General features: G+C 68.4%; 19 protein-coding genes. 9 read left to right on the plus strand and 10 right to left on the minus strand.

Annotation, left to right across the window (positions count from 1 at the left end):
- Positions 1–50: 50 nt before the first annotated feature.
- Positions 51–851, minus strand: a complete 801-nt coding sequence (locus tag F3J15_RS21220) for an SDR family oxidoreductase (RefSeq protein ID WP_166893829.1) — start codon at positions 849–851, stop codon at positions 51–53.
- Between the two features lie 135 nt (positions 852–986).
- Here F3J15_RS21220 and F3J15_RS21225 point away from each other — a divergent pair, with 135 nt between their 5' ends.
- Both F3J15_RS21225 and F3J15_RS21230 read left to right on the plus strand, forming a co-directional pair.
- Positions 987–1,946, plus strand: coding sequence for a GlxA family transcriptional regulator (locus tag F3J15_RS21225; protein ID WP_166893831.1), 960 nt, complete (start codon positions 987–989; stop codon positions 1,944–1,946).
- 76 nt (positions 1,947–2,022) lie between these two features.
- A complete protein-coding gene (locus F3J15_RS21230; protein ID WP_166893833.1) occupies positions 2,023–3,171 on the plus strand; it encodes an epoxide hydrolase family protein in 1,149 nt (382 codons plus the stop codon).
- A gap of 93 nt (positions 3,172–3,264) precedes the next feature.
- On the opposite strand, the gene F3J15_RS21235 is transcribed toward F3J15_RS21230, so the two are convergent.
- Positions 3,265–3,756, minus strand: coding sequence for a 2,4'-dihydroxyacetophenone dioxygenase family protein (locus tag F3J15_RS21235; protein ID WP_166893835.1), 492 nt, complete (start codon positions 3,754–3,756; stop codon positions 3,265–3,267).
- A 172-nt stretch (positions 3,757–3,928) separates the two neighbouring features.
- Here F3J15_RS21235 and F3J15_RS21240 point away from each other — a divergent pair, with 172 nt between their 5' ends.
- The 3 genes from F3J15_RS21240 to F3J15_RS21250 are packed head-to-tail and all read left to right on the plus strand — an operon-like array spanning position 3,929 to position 6,007.
- Entirely contained in the window at positions 3,929–4,399 is a 471-nt protein-coding gene (locus tag F3J15_RS21240; protein WP_089485869.1) for a MarR family transcriptional regulator, read from the plus strand.
- 37 nt (positions 4,400–4,436) lie between these two features.
- Positions 4,437–4,772, plus strand: coding sequence for a hypothetical protein (locus F3J15_RS21245; protein ID WP_166893837.1), 336 nt, complete (start codon positions 4,437–4,439; stop codon positions 4,770–4,772).
- Positions 4,769–6,007, plus strand: a complete 1,239-nt coding sequence (locus F3J15_RS21250) for an MFS transporter (protein ID WP_166893839.1) — start codon at positions 4,769–4,771, stop codon at positions 6,005–6,007. The genes F3J15_RS21245 and F3J15_RS21250 overlap by 4 nt, the downstream gene beginning before the upstream one ends.
- 170 nt (positions 6,008–6,177) lie before the next feature.
- Here F3J15_RS21250 and F3J15_RS21255 read toward each other — a convergent pair whose 3' ends face one another.
- On the minus strand, positions 6,178–7,128 hold the full coding sequence (locus tag F3J15_RS21255; protein WP_166893841.1) for a LysR family transcriptional regulator: 951 nt from the start codon (positions 7,126–7,128) through the stop codon (positions 6,178–6,180).
- Positions 7,129–7,233: 105 nt separating this feature from the next.
- Here F3J15_RS21255 and F3J15_RS21260 point away from each other — a divergent pair, with 105 nt between their 5' ends.
- Both F3J15_RS21260 and F3J15_RS21265 read left to right on the plus strand, forming a co-directional pair.
- Entirely contained in the window at positions 7,234–8,589 is a 1,356-nt protein-coding gene (locus tag F3J15_RS21260) for an aspartate aminotransferase family protein (protein ID WP_069251498.1), read from the plus strand.
- Between the two features lie 51 nt (positions 8,590–8,640).
- Positions 8,641–10,158, plus strand: a complete 1,518-nt coding sequence (locus F3J15_RS21265) for a CoA-acylating methylmalonate-semialdehyde dehydrogenase (protein WP_166893843.1) — start codon at positions 8,641–8,643, stop codon at positions 10,156–10,158.
- A gap of 111 nt (positions 10,159–10,269) precedes the next feature.
- Here the strand turns inward: F3J15_RS21265 and F3J15_RS21270 are convergent, their stop codons facing one another.
- The 5 genes from F3J15_RS21270 to F3J15_RS21290 all read right to left on the minus strand — a co-directional run bounded on the left by F3J15_RS21270 (position 10,270) and on the right by F3J15_RS21290 (position 15,066).
- Positions 10,270–10,644 (minus strand): hypothetical protein, encoded by a 375-nt coding sequence (locus F3J15_RS21270; protein WP_089447578.1) that lies wholly within the window; start codon positions 10,642–10,644, stop codon positions 10,270–10,272.
- Positions 10,645–10,930: 286 nt separating this feature from the next.
- Complete coding sequence (locus F3J15_RS21275) at positions 10,931–11,866, minus strand: DMT family transporter (protein WP_166893845.1); 936 nt, start codon at positions 11,864–11,866, stop codon at positions 10,931–10,933.
- A gap of 125 nt (positions 11,867–11,991) precedes the next feature.
- Entirely contained in the window at positions 11,992–12,924 is a 933-nt protein-coding gene (locus F3J15_RS21280) for an AEC family transporter (RefSeq protein ID WP_166893847.1), read from the minus strand.
- A gap of 182 nt (positions 12,925–13,106) precedes the next feature.
- Positions 13,107–13,991, minus strand: a complete 885-nt coding sequence (locus F3J15_RS21285; RefSeq protein ID WP_089485863.1) for a LysR substrate-binding domain-containing protein — start codon at positions 13,989–13,991, stop codon at positions 13,107–13,109.
- 139 nt (positions 13,992–14,130) lie between these two features.
- Positions 14,131–15,066, minus strand: a complete 936-nt coding sequence (locus F3J15_RS21290; RefSeq protein ID WP_166893849.1) for an AraC family transcriptional regulator — start codon at positions 15,064–15,066, stop codon at positions 14,131–14,133.
- Positions 15,067–15,153: 87 nt separating this feature from the next.
- On the opposite strand from F3J15_RS21290, the gene F3J15_RS21295 reads away from it, so the two are divergent.
- Together F3J15_RS21295 and F3J15_RS21300 are read left to right on the plus strand one after the other, a co-directional pair.
- Complete coding sequence (locus F3J15_RS21295; protein WP_166893851.1) at positions 15,154–16,584, plus strand: cytochrome P450; 1,431 nt, start codon at positions 15,154–15,156, stop codon at positions 16,582–16,584.
- Positions 16,585–16,815: 231 nt separating this feature from the next.
- Complete coding sequence (locus F3J15_RS21300; RefSeq protein ID WP_089429103.1) at positions 16,816–17,127, plus strand: panthothenate synthetase; 312 nt, start codon at positions 16,816–16,818, stop codon at positions 17,125–17,127.
- Between the two features lie 73 nt (positions 17,128–17,200).
- On the opposite strand, the gene F3J15_RS21305 is transcribed toward F3J15_RS21300, so the two are convergent.
- Entirely contained in the window at positions 17,201–17,584 is a 384-nt protein-coding gene (locus tag F3J15_RS21305) for a hypothetical protein (protein WP_166893853.1), read from the minus strand.
- Between the two features lie 139 nt (positions 17,585–17,723).
- Positions 17,724–18,524 (minus strand): helix-turn-helix transcriptional regulator, encoded by an 801-nt coding sequence (locus tag F3J15_RS21310; protein ID WP_089432638.1) that lies wholly within the window; start codon positions 18,522–18,524, stop codon positions 17,724–17,726.
- Positions 18,525–18,544 lie beyond the last annotated feature (20 nt).

Here is an 18,544-nt window from a genome sequence, read left to right on the forward strand (position 1 = left end):
ATGCTGCTGGGCGTGCGCGCCACACCGCGCGGCGCGGGCGCCGCCGGCGACTAGCGCGCAGCGGTATAGCGCGGCGCCGGCGTGTCGGCCGACAGGTGCGGCGCCATCGTGCGGCGCGCGGCCTCGTACGCGGTCCATTCGTCACCCGCGTGCAGCGACGGGATCGTCACGAGTTCGCCGCGATCGAAGCCGACCAGCGCCGCGTCGACCATGTCGGTCGCCGACATCACGATTTCCTTCGGCAGGTGCTCGAGCGGCAGGCCGCCCGTCTGCCAGAAATCGGTGGCGGTCGCGCCGGGCAGCACGGCCTGCACCTGCACGCCCTTGTCGGCGAGTTCGTGATGCAGCGACCGGCTGAACGCGAGCACGAACGCCTTGCTGCCGCCGTACACGCCGTTCAGCGTTTCCGGCGAGATCGCGACGATCGACGAAATGTTGATCACCGCGCCGTTGCCGCGGGCGACGAAACCGGGCACCGCCGCATAGGTGAGGCGGGTGAGCGCGGTCACGTTGAGGTCGATCATTCGCGTCATCGCGTCGACGTCGCTGTCGAGCAGCGGTGCATGCGTGCCGATGCCCGCGTTGTTCACGAGCAGCGTGATGCTCGCATCCTGCTTCAGCTTCGCCTCGACGGCGGCGAGTGCGGCGCGGTCGTTGAGGTCGGCGTCGATGATCTCGACGCTGCGCTGCGTGTCGTTCGTGATGCGGTCGGCGAGGGCGGCTAGCCGGTCGCGATTGCGCGCGACCAGGATCAGGTCGTAGCCGCGGCGCGCGAGGCGGTCCGCGTAGACGGCGCCGATGCCCGACGAGGCGCCGGTAATGAGGGCGGTACCGCGATGTGTTTGCGTCATGATGTGCTCCGTTTCGATGGAAATGGCCGGATGGCGTGAAGCCATTCTGGTCTCGAATCGCTGCGACACAAATGACGTAGATGGGTATGATTCAGGACATCGGGTGGCCGACTCGCCCGGGACGGGAGAACCCACATGCACCGCATCGGCTTTCTGATCAGCGACGGCTTCCAGATCATGGCGCTCGCCGCGCAATCGGTGTTCGAGTACGCGAACATGGGCATGAGCGAGCCGTTCTACGAGATGGCCAACTATTCGGTCGACGGCGGCGACGTGCGCTCGTCGCTCGGGCTGCCGGTCGCCACGCACGCGCTGCGCGGGCGGATCGCCGTCGATACGTGGATCGTCGCGGGCGTCAACGATCCGCTCGCTTCGCCGGCGCCGGCCGGCGTCGTCACGTTCCTGCGCCGCACCCATGCACGCGCGCGGCGGATCGCCGGCATCTGCACGGGCGCGTTCGTGCTGGCCGAAGCCGGGTTGCTGGCACAGCGCCGCGCGACGACGCACTGGGCGTTCGGCCGCGACATGCAGCGGTGCTATCCGGAGATACGCGTCGAGGACGACCGGATCTACATCGTCGACGGCCCGATCTGGACGTCGGCCGGGATGACGGCCGGCCTCGACCTCGCACTCGCGATGGTGGAAAAGGATCTCGGCGCCGATGCCGCCCGGTCGGTCGCGCACAAGCTCGTGATGCACCAGCGGCGCGCCGGCGGCCAGTCGCAGCATTCGGAAATGCTGGAGCTCGCGCCGAAATCCGACCGGATCCAGAACGCGCTGAACTACGCGCGGCAGAATCTCGGTCGCGCACTGACCGTCGAGGATCTTGCCGAAGCCGTCCACCTGAGCCCGCGCCAGTTCAGCCGCGTGTTCACGCTCGAAACGGGGCAGTCGCCAGCGAAGGCGATCGAGCGGCTGCGGCTGGAGGGGGCGCGACTGATGATCGAGCAGAGCCGCCATTCGCTCGACGTGATCGCGAAGGAAAACGGCTTTCGCGACCGCCGGCACATGCGCGAGGCGTTCGTGCGCGGGTTCGGCGTCCCGCCGCAGGCGATGCGGCGCGACGCGCGTACGGATGAGCGGGAAGCGGGCTGATGCCCGCAGGCGCGAGACGCCAGCGCGCGTCGGAAAAATCGCGCAGAATCTCCGGCACGCTTCGTGAGGAGACACCATGCACGCCGAGCCGTTCGACATCGCGATACCCGATCACGCGCTGGATGACCTGCGCCGGCGCCTGCGTGCCCGTCGCCCGCCGGTGCTCACACCCGCCGAGCCGTGGCAGCAGGGTGTGGACGGCGCGTGGCTGGGCGAACTGACCGAGTACTGGGCTGAGCGCTTCGACTGGCGTGCGGTGGAGCGTGCGCTGAACCGGTTGCCGCAGTTCGTCGCGGACGCAGGCGGGCAGCGCGTGCACTTCATCCATCGGCGTGGGGCGGGACCGAAACCTTATCCGCTCGTCATCACGCACGGCTGGCCGGGCTCCGTGTTCGAATTCGACGCGCTGATCGATCGCCTCTGCGATCCGGCGGCATTCGGCGGCGATCCTGACGACGCATTCGATGTCGTCGTACCGTCGCTGCCCGGCTTCCTGTTCTCGCCCGCGCCGACGGCACCCGGCATGTCGGCATGGCAGGTCGCCGACTGCTGGGCGGCGTTGATGTCCGGCCTCGGATATCGACGCTTCGGCGCACAAGGCGGCGATCTCGGCGCAGGCGTGTCGATCGCGCTCGGCGCGCGGCATGCCGACCGGGTGGACGGCATCCATCTGAACTACCTGCCCGGCAGCTACGAACCGCCGACCGACGCGGCTATGCCGCTGACCGACGACGAACGGGCCTTCGTGACGCAGCGCGGCGAGTGGGCCGCGCTGGAAGGCGGATACGCGCATGTGCACATGACGAAGCCGCAGACGCTGGCCGTCGCGCTCAACGATTCGCCGGCCGGACTGGCCGCGTGGATCGCCGAGAAATTCCACGCATGGAGCGATTGCGACGGCGACGTCGCACGGCGGTTTTCGCACGATACGCTGCTGACCGGCATCTCGCTCTACTGGTTCACCGGCTGCATCGGCTCATCCATGCAGATGTATTGGGAAAACCGGCTGCAGCCCCTGCGCTTCGCGGCCGGGCAACGCGTGACGGTGCCCGTCGCGTTCGCGCGCTTTCCGAAGGAAATCAGCCGTCCGCCGCGCAGCTGGCTCGAACGCGTGTTCGACGTGGTGCAATGGACCGACATGCCGAGCGGCGGCCATTTCGCGGCGATGGAAGAGCCGGACCGGCTGGCCGACGATATCCGGACATTTTTCCGGCGCTTTCGATAACGACCGGGTCGCCCGGCGCAGCGCACCGGCGGCCATCCGGTCGACAGGGGGCGCGAGCGCCACGCGGATCGTGCCGCGACGGTGGCGCCTGCGTTACCGGGTGACGAACGGCGCAGCGTCGTTCGGCGCCGTACGCGCATGCTTGCGCTGGCGCAGCAGCGCGACGCGGCAGTTCTCGCGCGCGGTCTCGCGGCCGTCGTCGTCGAGCAGCACGAGATCGCCGCGCATCACGTTGAGCGTGATCACGTCCTCACCCGGCGCGCCGAGCGTTTCCGGCGTATGCACCGAGCCGGCCGGTTCGAGCACCGTCGAGCCCGCGTGCGCCACCCAGTCGTATTCGCGGTAGCGCCACGCCCCCTGCAACGTATGGACGAACACCTCGCCTTCATGACGGTGGCGCGGCAGCGTGCCGCCGGCCGGCATCTTCAGCAGCGCGGTCAGCGTGTCCTCGGCCGCATTGATGTGCAGATACTTGATCGCCAGGCCTGGCAGGTCGGCGCTCATCGGCAGCCACGGCAGCGCGTCGCCGGGCAGGCACGAGATCGGCGGCAGGTCGGTGGAGAGCGGGGCGGACGGCTGCGTCATGGCGGGCGGCGGAGCGGAAATGGGGAGCCCGCATTATCGCAGAGCCGGCTCGCGCGGCCGAACGGGACATTTCGCATCGGTTCGTTCGAGCGCACGCGACGACGCGATCCTTACAGCCTGAAATATGCAGTTAAACTGTACAGTTTTACTGTATATCTGATATCTTGAATTCATGAAGACGCCATTGCCTCCCTCCGAAGCGCTCCCGCTGGCCGGCCTTGCCGGCGAACTTCGCATCTCGGTCGGCAAGCTGATGCGGCGGATGCGGGAGCAGATCCACCCGAACGACCTCACCTCGTCGCAGAAATCGGTGCTGTTGCGGCTCGACCGCGACGGCCCCGCGACCGTGTCGGCGCTCGCGCGCGCCGAAAGCGTGCGGCCGCAGTCGATGCGCGTGACGGTCGCGACGCTCGAGACGCTGGGCGCCGTCAGCGGCGAGCCCGATCCCACCGACGGCCGGCAGACGCTGATCGCGCTCACGCCCGGTTTCCGCAAGGTGCTGCAGGCCAACCGTGCGGCCAAGGACGACTGGCTGTTCCGCGCGCTGCATGCGCAGCTGTCGGAGGCCGAGCAGGCCGAGCTCGCGTCGGCCGTGAAATTGCTGCAGCGGCTCGCCGAATTCCAGGAGCCGGCGCGTCCGTAAACCGCCTCGCTCCGCTCGCCGAAAGGACAACCCCAACATGAACCTCCCGCATCTCGTGTCGTATTTCTTCGGCGGCGCGTTTCTCGCGAACGTCGTGCCGCATCTCGTCAGCGGATTGCGCGGCGAGCCATTCCAGACCCCGTTCGCGAATCCGCCCGGGCGCGGGTTGTCGTCGTCCACCGTGAATGTCGTGTGGGGCGTCGCGAACCTCGTGATTGCTTATGTGCTGGTGTGCAGAGTCGGCGACTTCGATCTCCGCGTCACGGCTGACGCGGCGGCATTCGGCCTCGGCATCCTCGCGCTCGGCCTGTTCCTTGCGCGGCGCTTCGGCGAGCTGCACGGCGGCAACGAGCCCGACCGGGAGCGGCCATGAGCGTGCCGGCGGCGGGCGTCTTCCGCTCGCTTCGCAGCTTCAACTATCGCGTGTGGGCGATCGGCTCGCTGGTGTCGAACATCGGTACGTGGATCCAGCGCACCGCGCAGGACTGGCTCGTCCTCACGCAGCTCACGCATCACGACGCGTCGGCCGTCGGTATCGTGATGTCGCTGCAGTTCGGCCCGCAGCTTTTGCTGCTGCCGTGGACGGGTTATGCGGCCGACCGTTTCGACCAGCGCAAGCTGCTGATGGCGACGCAGGCGCTGATGGGCGGCCTCGCGCTCTTGCTGGGGCTGCTGACGGTGACCGGCGTCGCGCAGTTGTGGCACGTGTATCTGTTCGCGTTCCTGTTCGGGTGCGCGTCGGCGTTCGATGCGCCGGTGCGGCAGACGTTCGTTGCCGAGCTGGTCGCCGATCGGGAGCTGGCGAACGCCGTCGCGCTCAACTCGACGTCGTTCAACGCCGCGCGGATGATCGGGCCGGCGGCGGCCGGTTTCATCATCGCGTCGGTCGGCACCGGCTGGGCGTTCCTGCTCAACGGGCTCAGCTTCGTCGCGGTGCTGGCGTCGCTGTCGATGCTGCGTGCCGACGAGCTGCGCGCGCATGCGCGGGCCGGCCGCACGCGCGGGAGCCTGCTCGACGGGTTCCGCTACGTGTGGCAGCGCCCGGACCTGAAGGCCATCCTCGTGATGCTGTTCTTGATCGGCACGTTCGGGCTCAATTTCCAGCTGTTCATCTCGACGATGGCGGCCAGCGTGTTTCATGTCGACGCGCGCGGCTTCGGCGTGCTGTCGTCGATGATGGCCGTCGGCACGATTACCGGTGCGCTGCTCGCGGCTCGCCGCGACCGGCCGCGCTTCCGGCATCTGTGGATCGGCGCGGCGCTGTTCGGGCTCGGCTGCACGCTGGCGGCGCTGGCGCCGGGCTACTGGCTGTTCGGCGCCGCTCTCGTGCTGACCGGGATCGCCGCGATCACCTTCATGAACTCGACCAACAGCCTGGTGCAACTGTCGACCGAGCCGGCGATGCGTGGCCGCGTGATGGCGCTGCGTCTCGCGGTGGCGCTCGGCGGCACGCCGATCGGCGCGCCGGTGGCCGGCTGGGTCGCGAATCATCTCGGCCCGCGCTGGGCGCTCGGTGTCGGCGCGATGTCCGGTTTTGCCGCGGCGCTCGTCGCGACGCATTACGTGAGGCGGATGCGTGCGCAGGCGGGTACGGGCGACAGCGCTTGACCGGCAGTGAAACCGACGTAGGCTACCCGACCGTTCAGCCGTTCAGCCGTTCAGCCGTTCAGCCGTTCAGCCGTTCAGCCGTTCAGCCGTTCAGCCGTTCAGCCGTTCAGCCGTTCAGCCACTCAGCCACTCAGCCACTCAGCCACTCAGCCACTCAGCCACGAAGATCATTACACCTCCGGCCGCGCCGCCGCATGCGCGGCTTCCAGACACGACTGAAACAGCAGCGCCGCCCGCGACGGCCGCGGCGAGCGCCGCAGCAGGCTCACGAACCGGCACCGGTAATTGAACCGGTGCGGCGCGATCGGCTGCATCAGCCCCTTGTTTTCGAAGCTTTCCGCGTAATGGTCGGGGAGGAAGCCGAGATAGCGGCCGGACAGGATCAGCGTCGCGATCGACTCCTGGTCCGACGCGGTCGCGCTGCGCGTGAGCTTCGCGCGATGGCTCAGCTCCATGTTCGGCGAATGGAAGCCGAGGCCCGCGAACGCATGGTTGCCGATCGTCGTCCACGTGAGCTTGCCGTGCGGCGCATCGTAGAGCGGATGCTGGCGGCCGCAGTAGAGCAGCATCCGTTCGTCGAACAGCTCCGAATACACGAGGCTGCCCGAGTTTCGGTGCGCCGGAATGATCCCGACCTGATAGCTGCCGTCGATGATCCCGCGCTCGACCTCGTTGATCGACGCGACATGCAGGTTCAGCGCGACGTCGGGCGCTTCGTCGGCGAACTGGCGGATCGCGTCGCCGAGCCGCGCGTTCGCATTGGTGGCCGTCTTGTCGAATACCGCGATGTGCAGTTCGCCGCCCATCCGGTCGTGAATGCCGTCGATCCTGCTGCGAAATGCTTCCATCGACGCGAGCAGCCGCAACGTCTCCTCGTACACCGTCTGGCCCTCGGGCGTCAGCGTGAAGCCCGCGCGGCCGCGCCGGCACAGCACGAGGCCGAGGCGCGTTTCCAGATCCTTCACGTGCCGGCTGATGGTCGAGATGCCGATATTCAGTTCCAGTTCGGCCGCGGCCATCCCGCCGCACTGCACGACGCCCTTGAAGACCCGCAGCAGGCGGAGATCCATGTCGCTGAGCTGCCCGAGCAGCGCGCGACTCTTCGGTTTCTTTGCTTGCATAGATGCGCAAGTGAACATTGATATTGCGATATTCAAAAGACTAATTGGCCTCCCGACAATGTGCAATATCAACATAAGGAGGAGGGGCGCCACGCGCCGACCGACATGACCGACATCACCACCGCCCAGCAGGACGAAACCAACCTCCGCACCGATGCCGCGTGGCTCGACGCGCACTGGATGCCGTTCACGGCCAACCGCCAGTTCAAGGCCGATCCGCGCATGATCGTATCGGGCAAGGGCGCGTATTACACGGACGCCGAAGGCCGCAAGATCTTCGACGGCCTGTCGGGTCTCTGGTGCACGGGTCTCGGTCATGGCCGCACGGAAATCGTCGAAGCCGTGAGCCGCCAGGTCGCGCAGCTCGACTACGCGCCGGCGTTCCAGTTCGGCCATCCGAAATCGTTCGAGCTCGCGAACAAGATCAAGGACCTGACGCCGGCCGGCCTCGACTACGTGTTCTTCACGGGTTCGGGTTCGGAAGCGGCCGATACGTCGCTGAAGCTGGCCCGCGCTTACTGGCGCGCGAAGGGCAAGGGCACGAAGACGCGCCTGATCGGCCGCGAGAAGGGCTATCACGGCGTGAACTTCGGCGGTATCTCGGTCGGCGGGATCGGGCCGAACCGCAAGCTGTTCGGCCAGGGCCTCGACGCCGACTTCCTGCCGCACACGCAACTGGCTGAAAACAAGTTCTCGCGCGGGATGCCCGAGCACGGCGCCGAGCTGGCCGACCGCCTGCTCGAACTGATCGCGCTGCACGACGCATCGAACATCGCGGCCGTGATCGTCGAGCCGTTCTCCGGTTCGGCGGGCGTGGTCGTGCCGCCGAAGGGCTACCTGAAGCGGCTGCGCGACATCTGTACCGCGCACGACATCCTGCTGATTTTCGACGAAGTCATCACGGGCTTCGGCCGGGCCGGCGCGATGACGGGCGCCGACGCATTCGGCGTGGTGCCGGACATCATGAACTTCGCGAAGCAGGTCACGAACGGCGTGCAGCCGCTCGGCGGCGTGATCGCGACGAAGGAAATCTACGACACGTTCATGGCCGCGGGCGGCCCCGAGTACATGCTCGAGTTCCCGCACGGCTACACGTATTCGGCGCACCCGGTGGCGTGCGCGGCCGGCGTCGCGGCGCTCGACCTGCTGGTGAAGGAAGACGCGGTGGCCCGCGTGCGCGATCTCGCGCCGCATTTCGAGGCCGCGGTGCATGGGCTGAAGGGCCAGCGCCACATCACCGACATCCGCAACTACGGGCTGGCAGCCGGCCTGACGATCGCGGCGCTGCCGGGCGAGCCGGCACGGCGCCCGTACGAGATCGCGATGCGCTGCTGGGCAAAGGGTTTCTACGTGCGCTACGGCGGTGACACGATCCAGCTGGCGCCCCCGTTCATCTCGGAGAAGCGCGAGATCGACAACCTCGTCAACGCGCTGTCCGACGCACTGAACGAAGTGGACTGAGCCGCGGCTTGCCCTGAGCGACAACCGAATTCACGAAAGAGCCTGAACGAGATGAAACACGACAGCAACGTAACTTCCACCGTCGGCCACCTGATCAACGGCAAGCGCGTCGACGGCGGCAGCCGCGTCCAGCCGGTGTTCGACCCGGCCACCGGCGAATCGCACAAGAGCGTCGCGCTTGCCGACAAGCTGACCGTCGAAGCCGCGATCGCGTCCGCGCAGGCCGCGTTCCCGGCCTGGCGCAACACGCCGCCGCTGAAGCGCGCCCGCGTGATGAGCCGCTTCAAGACGCTGCTCGAGGAACACGCCGACGAGCTGTGCGCGCTGATCACGGCCGAGCACGGCAAGGTGCTCGCCGATGCGATGGGCGAACTGCAGCGCGGGATCGAGAACGTCGAATACGCGACCTACGTGCCCGAGCTGCTGAAGGGCGAGCACAGCAAGAACGTCGGCCCCGCGATCGATTCGTGGAGCGAGTTCCAGGCGCTCGGCGTCGCGGCCGGCATCACGCCGTTCAACTTCCCGGTGATGGTGCCGCTGTGGATGTGGCCGATGGCCGTCGCGTGCGGCAACACGTTCGTGCTGAAGCCGTCGGAGCGTACGCCGTCGTCGACGTTGCGCATGGCCGAGCTCGCGCTCGAAGCGGGCCTGCCGCCGGGCGTGCTGAACGTCGTGAACGGCGACAAGGAAGCGGTCGACACGCTGCTGACCGACCCGCGCGTGAAGGCGGTGAGCTTCGTCGGCTCGACGCCGATCGCCGAATACATTTACTCGACCGGCTGCGCGCACGGCAAGCGCGTGCAGGCGCTCGGCGGCGCGAAGAACTTCGCGGTCGTGATGCCGGACGCCGACATCGGCAACGCGGTGAACGCGCTGATGGGTGCCGCGTACGGTTCGTGCGGCGAGCGCTGCATGGCGATTCCGCTGGTCGTCGCGATCGGCGACGAGACGGGCGACCAGGTCGTCGCGGGCCTGAAGGCCGAGATCGAGAAGATGAAGGTCGGCCCGGGCAACGGCGCGGGCGTCGACATGGGCCCGCTCGTCACGCAGCAGCATTTCGAGAAGGTGACGGGCTTCGTCGAAGCCGGCGTGGAAGCGGGCGCGACGCTCGTCGTCGACGGCCGCGGCGTGAAGGTCGACGGTCACGACGGCGGTTACTACCTCGGCCCGTGCCTGTTCGACAACGTGAAGCCCGGCATGCCGATCTACCAGCACGAGATCTTCGGGCCCGTGCTCGGCGTGATCCGCCTGAAGTCGCTCGACGAGGCGATGGCGCTGATCGACGCGCACGAGTACGGCAACGGCACGTGCCTGTTCACGCGCGACGGCGAGGCCGCACGCTACTTCAGCGACAACATCCAGATCGGCATGGTCGGCATCAACGTACCGCTGCCGGTGCCGGTTGCATACCACTCGTTCGGCGGCTGGAAGCGTTCGCTGTTCGGCGATCTGCACGCGTACGGCCCGGACGCCGTGCGCTTCTACACGAAGCGCAAGACGATCACGCAGCGCTGGCCGTCGGCCGGCGTGCGCGAAGGCACCGTGTTCAGCTTTCCGTCGAACCGCTGACGCGCATGCCGGCTGCCTGCAGCCGGCATGACGGGCAAAGGCCCGCTTCGATCGACGATCGGAGCGGGCTTTTTCATGGCCGCGCGGAGGGGGCGGAAGGCCGCAGAACGCTTACGGCGCCACCACGTGCCACATGTTCTTGAAGTTGTCGCCGTTGCGGTCGCCCTGTTTCATGTCCTTCGAGAAGAAGTACAGCGGCTTGCCCTTGTACGCCCATTGCGGGCTGCCGTCATCGCGCTTGATGAGCGTGTAGGGGCCGACCGGGACATCGGTCGCGCTGGCCTTGTAGGGCGGCCAGAAGGATTCGCATTGGCCGGTGCAGGCGCTGGTGCCGGCGTTGGGCTTGTCCTGGTCGAATGTGTAGACGGTCATCCCGTTTGCGGCGACGAGCGCGCCGTTTTCGACTTTCGTGATCGAGCCTTGGGCCGACGCCGAAGCGGATGCAATGGCGAGCAGGGCGGAGCTGACGAGCAGCGCGGCTTTCATGAGGGCCTCCTGTAATCCGGTGGGCGGCCGCGATCGTGCACGGGCGAGCGTGCGCCGGGATCGCGATGAATGGTGCCGGAACGCGGTGCCGTTACCGCCAGTGCGAGCGACGCAGGGTCGAGTGGCGGTGAACGGGGCGCTCCATTCACGATAGGCGGTTTTTGGCGGGGCTGCGAGAACATCGGGGGGCGCATCGGCCGCGCGTGGGTGTTACACCACGGCCGTCATGGTCCGGCTCCGGAATTTGCATCCGTCCCCTTAGGCGCGAGGTACGCACGCCAATGCGTCAGCGCCTCGCCCGATTGGTCAACGCGACGCCCGCGATCACGAGCGCACCGCCGGCCAGCATCGACGGCGACAACGGCTCGCCGAGCAGCGCGACCGACAGCAGCACGCCGAACACGGGCACCAGGTTGGTGAACACGGCCGCGCGGGCCGGCCCGAGTTCGCGGATCCCCTGCGAATACCAGACGAACGCGACCACCGTGCCGATCGCGCCGAGATAGAGCATCGACGCGGCGGCCTGCCACGTCAGCGGCGTACCGCTGTCGGCGGGCGAGCCGAACAGGTGCGCGACGATCAGCAGCGCGAGGCCCCACAGCGCCGCATACGTCGTGGCCGCGAGCGGCGACAGCCCGTCGAGCGCGCACCGGCCGATCACGGTATAGGCGGCCCAGCTCAGCACCGCGCACAGCATGAAGCGTTCGCCTGCGCCGAACGTGTTGCCGAGATCGGTCAGCACCCGCAGCAAATCGCCGCGGCTGATCACGACCAGCGCGCCGAACAGTGCGACGGCGATGCCGGCCCAGCGCGACAGCGACAGGCGTTCGCCGCGCACGACGATCGACAGCAGCACGGCGGTGGCCACCGGGTTCAGCGCGACGAACAGCGCGGTGCGCCCCGCCGGCATCCGCGTCAGCGCCGCGAAAAAGCACACGTTGTACAGGAAGATGCCGGTCGCGCCGAGCCCGAAGGTCGTCAGGATCTGGCGGCCGCTCAGCTTCGGCAGCCCGCCTTCGATCTTCCACGTCAGCACGACCAGCAGCAGCGCGGCGATCGCGAAGCGGCCGGTGGCCGCGGCGGTCGCGGACATCGTCGCGGCGAGGATCCGGCCCGCGATGAACGTGCCGCCCCAGAACAGCGCGACGAGAGTGAGCTTCACGTAGATGGCCGCGTGCGGCCGGGTGGCGACGAGGGCGGCGGGCGGGGCGGGAGCGTTCATGTGACGGAGTATCTCGGTGAGCGCCTGCGGCAACGCGTGAGCGACCGCGCGCGGCAGACGATGCCGAATCGCGCGATGGCCGGCTCGCAGACCGGATTCAGGGGAATGGGAGCGGTGCTGCGTCTTCAGCGAAACACGGGCGCCGACGCGAGCGCGGTCAGCACGACCGGCATCGCGAGTGCCGCGGCGACCGTCTGGAACGCGGTGATGCCGGCCATCAGCGGCGCGTCGCCGCCGAGCTGGCGCGCCATGATGTAGGACGCCGACGACGTCGGCAGCGTCTGGAACAGCAGCGCGACCGTCAGCGCGGCATCGCCGAGCCCGAACAGGCGGCCGGCGGCGAGCGTGATGAGCGGCATCGCCATGAACTTGAACGCCGACGCGACGCACACCGGCTGCAGCCACGCCCGCGCCGCATCGAATTGCAGCGCCGCGCCCACGCACAGCAGGCCGAGCGGCATCGACGCGATGCCGAGCGCGCGCACGGCCGGCTCGACGGCCGCCGGGAACGTGACGCCGCCGGCCTGCATCGCGATCCCGAGCACGCACGCGACGACGAGCGGATTCGACAGGATCTGGCGCGCGAGCGCCGCCGTGCCGAGCCGCGTGTCGCCGTAGCGCGCGAACACGAGCACGCACATCAGGTTGACGGTCGGGACGATCGCCGCGACGCATACGGCCGCGAGCGCGATGCCTTGTGCGCCGAACAGGCCGGCTGCGAGCGCGGTGCCGACATAGTTGTTGAAGCGCACGGCGCCCTGGAATACCGACGTGAAGCCGGCGCCGTCCACCCGCACGAACCGGCGGACCAGCAGGAGAAGCGCCGCGGCGAGTGCGGTCGAACCGACCAGCGCCGCCGCGAGCGGTAAAACGGGCAGTGATTGCAGCCGCGCGTTCGCGAGGCCGTCCGCGAACAGCGCGGGCAGCAGCACGTAGTAGCACAGCCGCTCGGCCTGCGGCCAGAACGCGTCGGCGATGAAGCCCGTGCGCCGCAGGCCGTGACCGAACGCGACCAGCAGCGCAACCGGCGCCAGCGCGAGCAGGACCGGGCCGATCATCGACGCGCCTTCACGCGGGCCGTGCAGGCGGTGCGGGCCGCCGTGAGCGGCTGGCACGCAAAGCGGCAGAACGAGGCGGGAATCCATCCGGCGGGCAACATGGCGACACGCAATCGAAGGAGTGACGATGCCGCCAAGTTAACACGCGCAAGCAACAGGAATAATGGTTAATTATCGGGTGTTCAATGAGAAATTCTCATCGATGACGCGGTGACTTCGGCGGCCAGCGCACGCGCGAAACGTTCGGCCGGACGCGACTGGTGTTCGAGCAGGACGACCGCGCGCCCCATCTGCGGTTGCCCGAACGGCAAGCGCGTGACGGGCGGCAGCCGCGCGAGCGTTGAATCGGGGAGCGCGACGATCGCCGCGCCGAGCCCTCTCGCGACCATGCGCGCGATCGTTTCAGCGCTGTCCAGCACCATCTCCTCGCGCACGCGCACACCGATGCGGCGCAGCTCGGCGGCGATCATGCGGCCGGCCCACGCCTGCGCATCGAAGCGGATGAACGGCAGCGCATCGAGCAGCGTGACCGCATCGCGTTCCGCATGGTCGGGCGGCGCGAGCAGCCAGAAGCGATCCTCGTACAGCGTGGTCCACGTCAGTTCCGCCGGATGCGGGCGCACGGGGCGCGTCGTGATCGCCGCATCGAGTTCGCCGGCCGCGACGCGGTTCGCGAGTTCGGCGGACATCCCGGCCGACACGTGCACGCGCAGCCCCGGGTGCGCCGCGCGCAGCGCGAGCAGCGCGTCGGGCAGCGGGCCGGACAGCGCGGTCTGGATCGCGCCGATCCGCAGGCGGCCGGCCAGCTTCTTCTCGTCGCTGAGCGCATCGGGAATCCGGTCGACCAGCGCGAGCACCTGCTCGGCCTGCGCCAGCAGGATGTTGCCGGCCTCGGTGAGCACCGGCTGGCGGCGCGAGCGATCGAACAACTGCACGTTGTATTCGCTTTCGAGCGTCTTGATCTGCAGGCTCACCGCCGATTGCGTGAGGCCGATGGCTTCGCCGGCGCGCGCGAATGTCCGGTATCGGGCGATGGCGACGAGCGTTCTGAATGCGCGTAATGACATGGGTGAAGTCACGTGAGGGGCGGGATGGACAGCGGACGACAGGCATGCGGAGGGTCCGCGCCCATCGTGCCCGCACGGGTTGGATCCGGCAACCGGGAACCGCTACGGCAACGTCGGCCGACGCGCGATCGCGGTCGCGTCACACCCACAGCCGATACATCCAGAACGATTCGTCCTCGATGAAGCGTTGCGTGAATTCGCTCGGCGAGAAACCGGTGATGCGCTTGACCTCGCGGCTCAGGTGCGCCTGGTCGGCGAACCCTTCGTCCAGCGCCAGCGTGGCCCAGTTGAACGCGGCGCCGGCTTCGTACCGGTCGCGCGCCGCGAAGAACGCGCTTTCCGTCCTGACGAGCGTTTGCCATTCGCGCAGCGATCGGCCGCTGTAGGTCTTGATACGCCGCTCGACCTGGCGTGGGCTGTGGGTATGCCGCCATTCGCGCGCCTGCAGGGCGAGGCGCTCGACCCAACTCCGCCCCGCGTTGCGGAGCGACGACAGCGGCGTAGAGGGCCGTAACGCCCGCCAGCGCGGCGCAAGATGATGCTCGATCGCCGCCAGCGCATCGGCATCGCGTTCCGCGCCGACCAGCGCATCGAGCAGCGGGTGCCAGTCGTCGCTGAGGCACGCATGTGCATCGAGCACGCGGTCGTGGATGTCCGCCAGCGCGATGCCGAACAGCGCCCGCGCCGCATCGGCGGTGAAGCAGATCATGCCGATCCGTCCGCCCGTCGGCGCCCAGGCCACGGTAGGGGCCGAATGGCTGCCCGACAGCGTCGCCGCGGCACCGAAGGGGCGCCACCGGGGCCCGTCGGCCGCGTGTTCGACGAAGCCCATGTCGAGATCCCGATACCACGACACGCACACGAGCGGCGTGGCTGGAAAATGCGAGAGCCGCTGCGCGTCGCTCAATGCGACTCCGCGCGTGTCGTGCAACACGATTGCGACGACCGCGCCCTGCAGGGCAGCCGGCGCGGGGTACAGCCGGCCATGCGGCGACCGCCCGTCGCTCGGCGCGCGAGGGGCGCGTGCCAGCGGATCGGGGCACGACAGCGGGATCGATGACGGGGCGGGGAACATGACGCTGGAGTATAGGGAGCGGCCCGACGCGTGTCGATGTCGTTTGCGTTCAAGACCGCCGGCATGCCGGTGCGGACAATCCGTCCCATGAACACGCGATCCACATCCTCATGTCCATTCCATACGGGCGCCGCGGCTTCGGCGCCCGTGCTTCACCCGCCCGGCGTATGGCCGCCGGGGCCGCCTGCCGGCCTGACCGGTTGGGGTCTGTTGCGCGCAATGTCGCGCGACCTGCTCGGCACGCTGGCCGGCTGGCAGCGCGAATACGGTGATGTCATGCACTTGCGAATGTGGCCCGAGCATGCGGTGGTCGTGACCGATCCCGCGCTCGTGCGCGAACTCCTGGTCACGCATCACGATGCGCTCGGGCGCTGGGAGCGTGCCGTCCGCGTGTTTGCGGAGGTCCACGGCCATAGCGTGCTGATCGCCGAAGGCGACGCGTGGCGCGACAAGCGGCAGGCATTGCAGCCGAATTTCATGCCGAAGGCGGTGCAGACGTTCGTGCCGTCAATTGCGGCGACGGCCGGACATGCGCTCGCGCGGTGGCCCGCGCGCGATCCGGACTGGCCGATCGAAAGCGCGCTGACGTCGCTGGCGATGGACGTGATCATGCGCACGATGTTCTCTGACGCGATCGGCGACGATGCACGTGCGGCCGAGGAAGCCGTACGCGTGGTGAGCGCGGCGGCCAACGCCGATTTCTACTGGCCCGCGAGCACGCCGGACTGGGTGCCGTGGAAGCGCGGCAAGGCGCGGGCGATGGCCGTGCTGAACGGGCTGATCGACCGGCAACTGCATGCGCGTCTCGGCCTGCCGACGCACGCGTGGCCCGACGATCTGCTGTCGCGCCTGTTGCGGCTGCATCGGGACGACGCGCGGCGATGGCCGCTGCAGGCCGTGCACGACGAATGCATGACCGCGTTCCTCGCCGGCCACGAAACGACGGCCGGGGCACTGACCTGGTGGGCGTGGTGCATGGCGACGAACCCGGCGGCGCAGGCCGCTGCGCGCGATGAAGTGTCGCGCGTGCTGGGTGGTGGCGCACCGTCCGCCGAGACGCGATCGTCGTTACGCTACCTGGCGCACACGCTCGAGGAAACGCTGCGCCTGTACCCGTCCGCGCCGATCCTGATCAGCCGCCGCGCGTCGCGGCCGATCGTGCTGGGGCCGTGGCAGTTTCCCGCGCGGACGCTGTTCATGCTGCCGCTGCAACTCATGCAGCGCGATGCGCGATGGTTCGACGCGCCCGACGTGTTTCGTCCCGAGCGTTTTGCGGACGACGCGCCGGCCGCGCCGCGCGGAAGCTACATGCCGTTCGGCACCGGCCCGCGCGTGTGTCTCGGGCAGCATCTGGCGATGACGGAAATGACGGTCGTCGCGGCGCTGATCCTGCAGCGCTACGCATTGTCGGCGCCGCCGGGCATGAAGCCGCCGCGGCCGGTGCTGAACGTGACGCTGCGGCCGGACCGGCCGCTGCATCTCGCGATCGCGCCGGCGGCGGATGGGCGTTCCGCGTGAGGCGGACGGCGCGGCCGGGCGAGCAGGCCGCTGAGTCGACGACACATCGAACGCGACGGCAGGCTCGGCTGATTCGCGCGTCGCGAACGCTTGCCGTTCGCGACACGCAATGAAATCGAATCGTCGGAATATGAATGCGTGCCGGTCGCTGCGTTCGGCGCGACTGGCGCAGCATCGCGCAGCACCTATGCTTGAAGGGCCCAGGCCGGGCGGAGCCCAAGGAGGATGGTCATGCGCATGCTTCTCAACATACGAATCCCTCACGAGCCGTTCAACACGCTGGTGCGCGACGGCAGCGTCGGCGACGTGATCGGGCGAATACTCGAAGCGGTCAAGCCCGAGGCCGTATATTTCACGGAGCAGAACGGCGGGCGCGGGGCGGTCGTGATCGTCGACCTGAATGATCCGTCGCAGATCCCGGCGCTCGCGGAGCCGTGGTTCCTGATGCTGAATGCGGACTGCGAGTTCCGCGTGGTGATGTTGCCGGACGATCTCAAGAACGCCGGGCTCGCGCAGATCGGCGCGAAGTGGAAGTCGACGTAGCGGGAATCAGCGCATGACGATGCCCCTGCCCGAGAACCGGGCAGGCGGCATGACGCGGCGTTCGCGCGCTCTGCTATCGCGCAGGCTGCGATGGTTCGACGTTCGCCGCATCCCTGTCTTTCGGTCGCAAGACCAACAGCAGGCCGCTCAATGCCGCCGCGGCGACGAACACGAAAAAGAACCGTTCGTTCCATTGGCGCAGGCTGTCGGACGCCGTGCCGCCGTGATTCCCGGCCGTGGCGCCGATTTCCAGCAGGAACGTGAAGACCGCCGGCACCGGTGCGGAACCCAGGTAGGCCAGGAACGCGAACTGCAGCCGGCCGCGGGTCAGGATCGACCAGGCGTGTTTCCCCATCAGGCAGGCGACCAGCACCAAGGGCGGCACGATCACGAGCGATGCGGCGCTGATCGCACACAGAAACAGCCAGCCAAGTCCCACGATCGGAATGAGCGACATGAATCGGGATTCCTGTTTTTTGGGCAATCTTGTTGTCGACGGCATATCCGTATCAGCGTCACCGGATGAGCGAGGCACGCGGCGCTTCCCGGAGTGTGCCCGATTCCACGCCGGGTGCCATCCGCCGGCACCGATGCCGTCATCCGGCCGCGTCTTCCCCCAGCGCCTGGATGAAGCGCGAAAACAGCTCGGGCTGCGACGAAATCCCGAGCTTCGCGTACAGGTGCCGCCGGTGCACCTTCACCGTTTCGGGGGATATCGCGAGCCGCTCGGCAATCGCCTTCGACGAATTGCCGCGCAGCACCATTCTTGCGATCGACATCTCGCGATCGGTCAGCACGCCCGCGCCGAAGCGGGCAAGCGCCTGCTCGACCCGCGCACCGAGATCGGCATCGGGCGTCGCGCGCGCCGCGTCGCCCACCAGCCGCCAGTGCTGCCGGATCGCCGCGAGCACCCACGGCATCGCGGCCGTCAGCTTGCCGAGCGGCTCGACGTCGAACCGCGTGCCTGCACCGAGCGACAGCGACAGCAGCATGTCGGCGTTGGGCCGCACGAGGATCTGGATCTCGTCGTCGCCGACTGCATCGCGGAAGTAGCTCAGGAAATATTCGCTCTGCCGGAACAGGTCGGGCGCGACTTCCTCGAGCCGGTAGCAGCCGTCGGCGAGCCCGTCGTGCGCGGCCTGCAGGAACGGGTCGAGCAGATACACGCCGTTCAGGTAGAGCGGCACGGGCGACGCGGCGTCGGTGCCGCCCGTGTCGTATTCGTCGAGCACGAGCGGCACGCCGTCGCGGCCGATCGCGGTCGCGAGCGCATTGTCGAACGGCACCATTTCATTGAGCAGCAGCACCAGGAACCGCCAGAAGCGCGGCTGGCCGAGATGATCGATTGCGCGGCCGAGCGCCTGGTGCATCGCGATTTCGGAAAAGAGACGATCCATACCACCACCGGAAGGGCGTA

This window comes from Burkholderia sp. Ap-955 (assembly GCF_011753045.1).
GTDB lineage: Bacteria > Pseudomonadota > Gammaproteobacteria > Burkholderiales > Burkholderiaceae > Burkholderia > Burkholderia lata_D.